The 8,132-nt window shown below is 26.9% G+C and carries 9 protein-coding genes; 4 read left to right on the top strand and 5 right to left on the bottom strand.

Going from position 1 to position 8,132, the window contains the following annotated elements:
- Positions 1-333: 333 nt before the first annotated feature.
- From B4H69_RS15375 to B4H69_RS15360, 4 genes are read left to right on the top strand one after another with little or no spacing between them, the layout of a single operon-like run.
- Positions 334-1,239 (top strand): WYL domain-containing protein, encoded by a 906-nt coding sequence (locus tag B4H69_RS15375; RefSeq protein WP_280046253.1) that lies wholly within the window; start codon positions 334-336, stop codon positions 1,237-1,239.
- Between the two features lie 17 nt (positions 1,240-1,256).
- Positions 1,257-2,504, top strand: coding sequence for a PD-(D/E)XK nuclease family protein (locus B4H69_RS15370; protein ID WP_291094793.1), 1,248 nt, complete (start codon positions 1,257-1,259; stop codon positions 2,502-2,504).
- Positions 2,505-2,561: 57 nt separating this feature from the next.
- Entirely contained in the window at positions 2,562-2,978 is a 417-nt protein-coding gene (locus B4H69_RS15365; RefSeq protein ID WP_291094791.1) for a hypothetical protein, read from the top strand.
- Between the two features lie 5 nt (positions 2,979-2,983).
- Positions 2,984-3,418 carry a hypothetical protein gene (locus B4H69_RS15360; protein WP_291094789.1) on the top strand — a complete coding sequence of 145 codons (435 nt, stop codon included), beginning with the start codon at positions 2,984-2,986 and terminating at the stop codon, positions 3,416-3,418.
- 125 nt (positions 3,419-3,543) lie between these two features.
- Here the strand turns inward: B4H69_RS15360 and B4H69_RS15355 are convergent, their stop codons facing one another.
- From B4H69_RS15355 to B4H69_RS15335, 5 genes are all read right to left on the bottom strand, one after another.
- Positions 3,544-3,732 (bottom strand): hypothetical protein, encoded by a 189-nt coding sequence (locus B4H69_RS15355; RefSeq protein ID WP_291094786.1) that lies wholly within the window; start codon positions 3,730-3,732, stop codon positions 3,544-3,546.
- 90 nt (positions 3,733-3,822) lie between these two features.
- Entirely contained in the window at positions 3,823-4,608 is a 786-nt protein-coding gene (locus B4H69_RS15350; RefSeq protein ID WP_291094784.1) for a hypothetical protein, read from the bottom strand.
- Between the two features lie 14 nt (positions 4,609-4,622).
- Complete coding sequence (locus tag B4H69_RS15345) at positions 4,623-5,864, bottom strand: McrC family protein (protein ID WP_291094783.1); 1,242 nt, start codon at positions 5,862-5,864, stop codon at positions 4,623-4,625.
- Positions 5,865-5,868: 4 nt separating this feature from the next.
- Positions 5,869-7,791 carry an McrB family protein gene (locus B4H69_RS15340; RefSeq protein WP_291094782.1) on the bottom strand — a complete coding sequence of 641 codons (1,923 nt, stop codon included), beginning with the start codon at positions 7,789-7,791 and terminating at the stop codon, positions 5,869-5,871.
- Entirely contained in the window at positions 7,782-8,012 is a 231-nt protein-coding gene (locus tag B4H69_RS15335; RefSeq protein ID WP_291094780.1) for a hypothetical protein, read from the bottom strand. Before B4H69_RS15335 ends, B4H69_RS15340 begins: the two co-directional genes overlap by 10 nt.
- Between the last annotated feature and the right edge of the window lie 120 nt (positions 8,013-8,132).

Below are 8,132 nucleotides of genomic sequence, written 5' to 3'. Positions count from 1 at the left end.
CGTCTGCAAATCGTATGTCGGTTTAAAAAATCTTATTTACAGTAATCTCGACTTTTCAGCAATGACGGATTATTAAGTTCTAAGTAATGAGTTCTAAGTATTATGTATTTTAGGAACAGAATTTAGATGTGAGATATGAGAGGGCGTTATATAAATAATATTTTCTGAGATCGTTTGATGAGGTTAAAAAAAACTTGTATTCAATGATTAATAGATACTTTGAATTCTACAACCTTACACTATTTTTAAAATAATTTCATCTTGATTCATTTTTATTATTTTGAATTATATATCAAAGTAATGTATTTGGTTGTACATAAAATGTACATTCCTATGAATACATTTGTGGAAAATAATTTTATGTCAAAAAGTTATGCAATGCAACGTATGTATAGCGTTATACGATTTCTGAAAAATAAACCATCAACTATGGTAGAGATTCAGACTTATTTATTAAGATTAGATTCTGCGTACATAAAAAATGAAAAAACAATACGTCGTGATTTTGAAACCATTGAGGAGTTGTTTGGTTATGAAATAAAGTATGATAAAAGACAAAAAGTTTATAAAATAGAAAAAGTTGTAAATGATGTACATAAAGATAAGATAGTAGAATCTATTGCATTAACAAGTATTTTGCAACAGTCTGAAAATGTAAATAAATATATACATTTAGAGAAAAAACAAATAATTGCTACAGAATATTTCTATGATGTAGTTGAAGCTATCAAAAATAAGAGCATACTCTCCTTTACACTTAATAGCTATTGGACCGAGGCAACAAAAAGAAAATGCGCGCCAATTGCGATAAAAGAAGCGATGAAAAGATTCTATTTAATCGCCTATGATCTTGATAAAAAAGCAATAAGAAACTATGGATTGGATAGGATTTCAAGTATCAGAGTATTAAACGAAAAGTTTTCTCCAGTTGATTATGATGTAGACGAAATGTATCAACATGCTTTTGGAATTGAAAACTATGGTAATCCTGTGAATGTTGTTTTACGGTTTGACAATACGCAATTCAATTATTTAACATCTTTACCTCTGCATCATTCTCAAGAAATTATCAAAGAAGAAGCTGATACATTTACGATAAATTTATTCGTTCATCCAACACATGAATTGAAAATGGAAATCTTAAAATTTGGAGATAACTGTGAAGTTTTAGAACCAGAAATTTATCGAGAAGATTTAAAAAATACTATAACTAAATTATATAAAAAATATAATAATTAACATTTAACCATTTATAAATGAATAATGAATTAATAACCAATTTTATTGAAGAATATAAGTCAATAGAAAAACAATGGAGTGAAAAAGAAACAAAAGGTGACGACTTCAATGCATTTGATTTTATGCATTCTATTTTTGGAATTACAGAAACAAAACACTCTAAAATTGTTGCATATTTCTTAAATCCTTCTGCAAATCATGGTTTAGGAACTTTATTTTTGAATTCATTTCTAAAGAAAATAGAAATTTATTTTGACGAAAATATAAAGTATGATTGGGAAATTACCTCAGAAGATAAGAATGCTGATATTGTAATAAAAGCAACAAGTCCACAAAAGATTTCTGTTGTGATTGAGAATAAATCCAATGAAGCGAAAGATCAGGCAAATCAATTGTATCGCTATTGGTACGATCATATTTACACATTTCATGGTAAAGATTTAGATAAAGCTGAAAATAAGCATATATCACGTTTGGTTTATCTCAGCGGATTTAGCGGGAAATCTTACACAGAATTGTCATTAGAAAAATCTGACAACATTAGTTTAGATTATCTAAAATTAGATGAAACAAAAGGTTTTATTACAAATTGGTCATTTGTTACTGAATTAAGAGATTGGTTAACAGAATGTACTGATAAACTTGAAGAGAACAGTTGGTTTAAATTCTTTATAAAGAATTACATCCAATTTTGGGAAATACAATCACTAAAAAATAAATTTTACATGGAAAACTTAAATAATTACTTTAAAGAAAATAATAACAAAGAAGATTGGAATACATTGAATAACGCTCTATTAGACTTAAATAATTTAAAAGAAGAATGGTTAAGCTTATTCTCAGATAAATTAGGTCGAATAAATTTTAATACAAGTAAATTTTATTTTGACCATGATTATTACGATGGTAACCATGATTATAGATGGACATTAGGTAAAGGTGAAAATTGGGGTGACATCTGTTTTATTTATGAACCTTTAGTAGGACTTCAAATTTTCAAAAGTGTTTTTTCTACAAATAATGATAATTATAAAGATGAATTTGAACGTATTTTTTCTGCTGACTTTGACTATTTATACAATACTGATAAGTATGTTATGGTTTTAAAAGATAACATCAAGTTTGAAACCGAGGAAGAAGCTGCTTGGGAAATTGCGAATAATTCGGAGGTTTTGATGAATAAACTATCGGCTATTTTAGAAAAATATACCTATAACGAAGATGTGATTGAATTGTTTCAAAAAATTAGTAATGAAGTAAAATAATTAGTCGTGGTTTTTAGGCGTTAAAAAACTTGTTTGTAATTTATTTTTTTATAAACTATGGAAACAAAGAAAATCAAACATTTAGAATTTATTCGAGCAGAACTTCAAGTTGATAAAAAACATGCGATTTATTGTAAGAATTACTCAAGAGCAAGAGATTGTCATATAAGACTTAAAAACCTAAATAATGCAATTAATCAAGAACAAGACAAACTTTGGAATTATACTTTGTCGGTAAAAGTAAATATAAATATAAATAGTATTGATTATCTAATTGAAATTTACAAATACTTTGATCAACTTAATTATAAATTATTGTTACACGGTAAAATATTAGCTCAATTATCAATTGTTAATGAAGAAATAGATGATCTTTTTTTACAAGAAAATTACGAGAAATCAACCATTAAAATTAACGAACTTCAGCAATTAAGACAATTTATAACAGAAAAAGAGCTTTTAATTCATTCTTAAAACGTATGGATACCATTAAGATAAGATATCTGGATTTCTTGAAAACTGAATTACAATTTGAAAAGAAAAATGCTTTACATATAAACTGTTATTCCAGAACGAGAAATCTAAACATACAAATTCGGAAGGTAGAACGTGATATAAAATATGAACAAATTAAACTTTGGAATTATGTGTTAAACGAATCTATTTCTGTAACTAATTTTCAGTTGTTCGAGGATATTTTTAGGTACTTTGATCAAAAGAATTATCAATCAAGAATGATAGATAAAATTGAAAATCAAATTTTATTTAATCAAAAAGAAGTTACTCGATCAGTTAGTTTACAACACTATGAATTCGCTTCTGCTAAACAAAATGAAAATTTATACCTGATGAATTTATTGAATAAGAGATACGCTGTAAATGAAGAAGAAGTAGTTGAAATTGTATTTAGATGATTTACGTTCAATACCAGAAGAATATCATAGCGGATGTTTTAGGAAAGGTTTCCTTGGTGGCTGAAGTTTTCGAAGTCACGTTTTTTACGATTTCTTTCCTTCGAGTCCCTCAGGGAACAGTCTTTTTATCTTATGTTTGATTCTTTACTATTAACAATAATTTGCTCTTCTTGTTTTAGAATATTGATATTTTTTTTGAAAAAATACATCTTTCGAGTAGCTAAAGAATTTTCATTATCAGCCGAATTGATTGTGATTTCTTCTTTCTTTTGATCGAAAATTGTTTTGAGACTTAATAATACGTTTTTTATCATTAGAAAGTAAGGTTTTAATGTGTTGTATATTATATAATTATTGTTAATGTAATTTATATTAAAATGAAAACCCCAGCTTAGCTGGGGTTTTCATTTTAATTGTTTCAAGCTATAAATATCAATTACTTCTAATATTTCGTTCGATTTTTTTTCCGTAAACTCTGAATCAGTATATGGAATAATTAAACTAACTTTACTTTTATCTTTTTTCTTACGAGCTAAGCTAATTTGATTTCCTTTTATTTTAATGATGGTAACATTAAAATCATATTGATTATAACACAGTAAAAAATAATCCGTTTTTAAATTTTTTATTTTAGGATTAAAGTTCCACTTTTCTTTTGAAATTCTAGCTATTGAACAATTGCCGTCATTCAGATAAGGATTTGAAGCAATTATGTAAGGTTTGATTGACTTAGATTTTGTCTCAAATGTAAGTATAATATCATTTAGAGAGATTTCATCATCAGTTAATAATACAATATTATCTAAATCGTTCACTTTATTATTTAAATCATATTGTTTATGATGTTTCGGACACATAAATTGAACTGTATTTTCAAAATCTTCGTGTTTTTTACAAAATTCAACTTCTAAAACTTCTAAATTAATTTTGAATATTGAATCAGTTATTTTTTCAGCAAACTCTTCTAAAATTTCTTGAATGATAATTTTTCGTTCTCTACCTTTTATGTGAGCAGCATGTAAACCTGTATACTTTTTACATTTACCTCTATCTTCATTTAATTCACCACATGAAATTCTATTTCCGTATTTATTTTTACGATGTTTTCGAGCTAATTGCGTAACAATATCTGAAGTTCTTGGGCCTATATAAGTATAGATTTCTTCTAAAGTACCTTCTATAGTTGCCATAATATTTATTTGTATTAATTATTTAGAATAAATAGTTTAATATAATTAACTATCTCTTCTTGCCAATTTTTAATATCCGTTGATGTAGCAATTTGCATAATACTACATTCTTTATCTGACATTTCTAAATGTTTTTTTGAACTAAAGTAATTTCCTTTCTGAATGAAATGTTGATCAGAAGGATAAACAAGAGCAACTTTTTTAGCTTGATAAAATCGATGGTAAACATACATCTGACGAAGATCTTCAGGCGATGGATTGTAACCGTTAAGATTCTTCCATTTCGTATCCAAAACATAATTTTCTTGAGATCCTTTACATTTTAAAATAATGTCAGGTCGCATTTTAGATGAATATCCCGAAATAGGTTTCCAAAAACTTTTAGTTACTTGTGCTGAAACAAGATGTGTTTTTAATTTTCTTTTCAACGTCACTAAAATAAACTGCTCCCATAAACTATTCATATCAAACATTAAAGCCAATACATCATTTCGCCCTTTAGAAATATCAGGATGATAGTTCAACAATAATAATTTGGCAATTTCTAAAGCTGTTTTATAATGTTGATTTTTTCGGTCAAATACCATTTTATCAAAAGTAGATTCATTGACTTTAATTTCCTTCATTTCTGGGAAATTCAAAGCCAATGTACCAATTCTTCCTTTTAATAGAGGATTTGAGTTTAAGTGAGATAACAATTTTATCGTTTTGAATAAGATTTCATGAATCGTATGTTCGTTTGAATATTGCGTGTATTTTACATAAAAACGTTCTTTATGAACCAAATTTTGAGCAATATGTTTTGAGAATTGTAAAGCACCTTTTAAAGATGTTTGATTTCCTTCATTTTTACGGTATCTTTTTACTAATCCTCTATGAAGTAAGTATTCTACTTCTGAAATGAATAACTCAAAGTACAGCTCTAAAATAGAATTCGATTTCAGTTTAAGTGAACTAGAACCTGTCGATTTCACATCAAATCCCCAAACGGTTTTTATCATTCCGATTAATAAATCACGCCATTTTTCTTCACCAGACTTATCTGCTTTGGGTAAAACTTCAATAGTCGTTTTCCCAATCTGAATTATACCTACATGTTCATTGAATTGAACACCATTTCTTAAGAGTTTAAAAAATGGTGTATAATTTCCGTGATAGCGTTCTAAAGCTTCATGAATTTGCTTTTCTTTTTCGTCTTTTAGATTGAAAAAACGTTTTTCATGTTCAAATACAGTGATGAGATTTTGTTTAGTCAAAATATTATTTATTCATTAATAATTTGATTGCACTTCCAAAATCAAAGCCTTCATCATTTAAACCTAAGATTTTATAAGATTTTCTTTCTTCATAACCTGAAGTATCGTTTTCATATTCAAAACTTGCAAAAATTGATTTACTTTGATTTTCATGATCTTGTTTACCATCAATAACAAATCCAGCACCTAAAACCAATCCTATTTTTCCGTAATCACCAAAGAAATATTCTTGTAATAGTGGGATTATATTTTTGTAAAATGAATCTATAATCGTGGTTTCATTTTTATTGATAAAATAAGCATGACCAATTTGATGATCTTTATCTAGTAATTTTTCAATTCTTTTATTAATTGTTTCTAATAGGTGAGAAGCTGTAAATCCAAATAAATCTTGTTGTAAACCTTCTAAGTCATATTTTGGAGGCATTTCTTCAAAAACAAAACGGCGTCTAAGCGCAGTATCTAGAGCTTCAACACTACGATCTGCTGTGTTCATAGTTCCAATGATGTAAAGGTTAGACGGAACTCCAAATTTCTCTTTCGAATAAGGTAAAGTGACTTCAATTGCTTCGTCATTTCCTAATCGTTTATCTTCTTCTATCAATGTAATTAATTCTCCAAAAATTTGTGACACATTTCCTCGATTAATTTCGTCTATTACAATGACAAAATTTTTAATATCACTATTTATTGATTCAGATTCAAAATCTACATCATAAGAATTTAATTTATCAACTATTGAAGGATAATAAATTCCAACTCCTTGATTTTGAAACTCTCTTATTCCATAATACAAATCCCTTAAAGTATTAATGCTTAAAGTATGGTTATTCGTTCCACTTGCCTTAAGAAAATTAATAGAACTGTCAGAAAACCCTAGAATTTTAAAATCATTTCCTTCTCTTTTCATAGGAAATTCAATCATTGGATTTTCTTCCCATTCATCTTTCAATAATTGAAATACCTTGTCAAAAGGTTTTGTTTGTTTTGTTCCAGATGTAGATTTTTTCCAATTATCAATAGATTTACTTACAACTTCTTTAAAAAGTCCATTTTTAATATTATAAATAACATTATTATCCTTTGTTTCTGGCTTTATACCTTCAATGAAATCTTCGTAGGTCATGCTTTGATGAAAGGTTGTAAAAACAATTTGACCATTCTCTACTAAACGATTATATTCTTGTTTTATCGTATTTCTATCTTGTGTTAAATCGAATTCAGGATTTGCAATTTCTATTGCTTTATTAATTGTATTATACGTTTTCCCTGTTCCAGGAGGACCGTATAAGATTTGGTTAAGGGAAAACTGTTTCATTTTATGGTTTTGAGTTTGTGTTATTTCATTTTCAATTTCTTCTTCTTGTTCTTTACCAAGAACTTGATAAAGTATATCTTGTGCGAATATTAGATTTTGTTCATCTGAATAACAATCTTCTGTTAGAAAAGAATTTTTAAGCTCTAATAATGCAATATCTTTTGTTATATAATTTTTAATAAAATCATTTACAAGTGATATGTAATGAATATATCTATTGTTTTTCTTAGCTTGTTTTATACCTAATTTTTTACAATACTCGCTATAAAATGAATTTTTATAAAGAGGATACTTATAAGGAAACTTAAAAGTAAGGAATGTAGAAATTGTTCGCTCATCATGGTGGTGATGCAACTTTTCACCCATACTACGATAAATAGATAAAACATCTTCTTGAAATTTTTCTATTCGATAATCAAGATTTATATTTTCATCAAAAAGAAATTTAAAACATTTTTTATATTCTTCAGTTTTTGATTTAGCAATATGATTTCTTACTGCTATACCATTATGATAAATAAGATTACTAAAGTTTATAGAGGAAATTTCTTTAGCAAAATCATTTGCTTCAATATCTGGTTTTCCATTAAACTTTTGGATTAATTCCATTTATAAAGTTCTTTGTTGTTGTTTCCTTTAGAAACTATGTCTTTATACTTAGAAATTATTTCCAAGTTGACATCAATATTATTTTTAGTAATAATCTTAAATCCCATTGCTTTAAGTGGATCATTTGTATTTGATCCGCCATAAAGTGACATGTTTTCCCAATTAGGAATTTTAGCTAATTTTGCAGCCCATCTTACAACCTCTTTAGGAGGAAAGTACATTTCTTTATATTCTAAATCATATGTGGTAGATTCTGTTAAAGAAATATTATTTTCAATTATGTATTCAAGTGCGTAAATAACTTGATCTTTTGATATTTGTTTAGATAAACTTGCCATCTA

It is taken from the genome of Empedobacter sp. UBA6745, assembly GCF_002453775.1.
Lineage (GTDB): Bacteria > Bacteroidota > Bacteroidia > Flavobacteriales > Weeksellaceae > Empedobacter > Empedobacter falsenii_C.
This window is presented reverse-complemented; position numbering and strand designations above follow the sequence as displayed.

What these genes read in the sequence shown, in the direction of transcription:
- B4H69_RS15375 (WP_280046253.1), top strand. Translation starts at nt 334, where the DNA reads ATGAATACATTTGTGGAAAATAATTTTATGTCAAAAAGTTATGCAATG.
- B4H69_RS15370 (WP_291094793.1), top strand. Translation starts at nt 1,257, where the DNA reads ATGAATAATGAATTAATAACCAATTTTATTGAAGAATATAAGTCAATA.
- B4H69_RS15365 (WP_291094791.1), top strand. Translation starts at nt 2,562, where the DNA reads ATGGAAACAAAGAAAATCAAACATTTAGAATTTATTCGAGCAGAACTT.
- B4H69_RS15360 (WP_291094789.1), top strand. Translation starts at nt 2,984, where the DNA reads ATGGATACCATTAAGATAAGATATCTGGATTTCTTGAAAACTGAATTA.
- B4H69_RS15355 (WP_291094786.1), bottom strand. Translation starts at nt 3,732, where the DNA reads ATGATAAAAAACGTATTATTAAGTCTCAAAACAATTTTCGATCAAAAG.
- B4H69_RS15350 (WP_291094784.1), bottom strand. Translation starts at nt 4,608, where the DNA reads ATGGCAACTATAGAAGGTACTTTAGAAGAAATCTATACTTATATAGGC.
- B4H69_RS15340 (WP_291094782.1), bottom strand. Translation starts at nt 7,791, where the DNA reads ATGGAATTAATCCAAAAGTTTAATGGAAAACCAGATATTGAAGCAAAT.
- B4H69_RS15335 (WP_291094780.1), bottom strand. Translation starts at nt 8,012, where the DNA reads ATGTACTTTCCTCCTAAAGAGGTTGTAAGATGGGCTGCAAAATTAGCT.